This is a genomic window from Nodosilinea sp. AN01ver1, from assembly GCF_050565655.1.
GTDB lineage: Bacteria > Cyanobacteriota > Cyanobacteriia > Phormidesmidales > Phormidesmidaceae > Nodosilinea.
This window is the reverse complement of record NZ_JBNXVS010000126.1, coordinates 1-1316: the sequence shown is the minus strand read 5'-3', so window position 1 is coordinate 1316 and position 1316 is coordinate 1. Positions and strand designations below refer to the sequence as shown.

The 1316-nt window shown below is 58.3% G+C and carries 1 protein-coding gene; it reads right to left on the bottom strand.

Annotated features, from left to right (window positions below):
* Positions 1 to 19: 19 nt before the first annotated feature.
* On the bottom strand, positions 20 to 1207 hold the full coding sequence (locus tag ACQ4N7_RS30240) for a transposase (protein WP_430715123.1): 1188 nt from the start codon (positions 1205 to 1207) through the stop codon (positions 20 to 22).
* Between the last annotated feature and the right edge of the window lie 109 nt (positions 1208 to 1316).

The window sequence follows — 1316 nt, the reverse complement described above, 5'->3', positions numbered from 1 at the left end:
CTGACTGCCTGACACATCTTTATGCAGCCTCCCAAGGGGGTAGTTGATAGCGCACGGATTGGATTCTAGAGAACCAGATGCGGTCATAGTACTGGGCTTGAGCTTTTTTGGACGCGAAACAGGGTTCAGGGTCAACGGTAAACAGGGCAATAGGCGTGAGCAATGGACGCCCTTTGTTGACCGCTCCCTTGAGCCAGCGGAGGCCAATGTTGAGGTAGCTGATACCCCGAGTCCAATGGGGGTCAACCTGAGTGCGGAGGCCCTCGAGTTGCACGGCCATGCCCTGGGTAGTGCCATAGAGAATGGCGACAGCGGCAACCAGGTAAAGGCGTTCTAGGGCTTGGGCTGAGCGGATACCGGAGGCTTCGAGTTCAAAGACCCCGGATTTCGAATCGAGGAACAGCTCCTCGACGCGAAACCGCAGGGCGTACTGCCAGAGGGTATTGAGGGACGGTGGCTCATCGGTAATGACGGCCCAGGGTTCCTTGACGCCCTTGACGTTGGCTAGAACGAGGTTGCAGCGCCAGCGCCCATCCGCCCACAGGCCAATGCCCTCATAGAATCGAGCTTCGCCCTTGGGGGGCCAAAGAGTGCCCACTTCAATGGGATAGCGGCGAGGGCCATGCACCATGACGTCACTGGGCAAGCGCAAGCAGTAGTGCCAGCGACTTTGGCTGAGCCACTCTAGTAAGTCATGGTTGGCAAACCCTCGGTCGGCTAACACCATCACATCGGGATATGACCGCAACAGCCGATGGGCCAACCGCAGCATTGGCAAGTACCGCTCTGTGCTGACAGTAGCACTCGAATGCTCCAAAACCCGCCACAGCAGCGGCACCGCTCGTCCACAACAGGTCACCGACAGGTGAATCATGCAGTAGCGATTCCACAAGACCGTCGTATCAAGCGCCAGATAGAGTCGCCGCCCTTTCCACCGATGGATGGCCGCCAAGACCAAGGGCACGTACAGACCTTTGATCCGCACCCGGCGATTGCCCATAAACCGTTGCCACCGTCGTTCGATGCTTTGCGCCTGGCGGGCGCGACTGGGCACATACGACTCCCACTCCGGCAGGCTCAACTTGCTGCTGCACACCAGGGCCGTCACCATCCAGGCCAGCGCCTTGAGGTGGCGCAGATCCCGACGATGGCTATATTGACGCAGCAAGGACAACACTTGATCATAGAGACAGGTGGTGGCTGACATGGTGCAGACTCTGAGATGACGCAAATTTCAGCGTCTCATGTCACCTCACCTTTTCCCCTTCGCCTCACGAGGTTTCAAGCCTTTCACCCACTTCTGTCAGGCAGTCAGC

Coding starts and splice junctions, on each gene's coding strand:
- ACQ4N7_RS30240 (WP_430715123.1), bottom strand. CDS start 1,207: ATGTCAGCCACCACCTGTCTCTATGATCAAGTGTTGTCCTTGCTGCGT.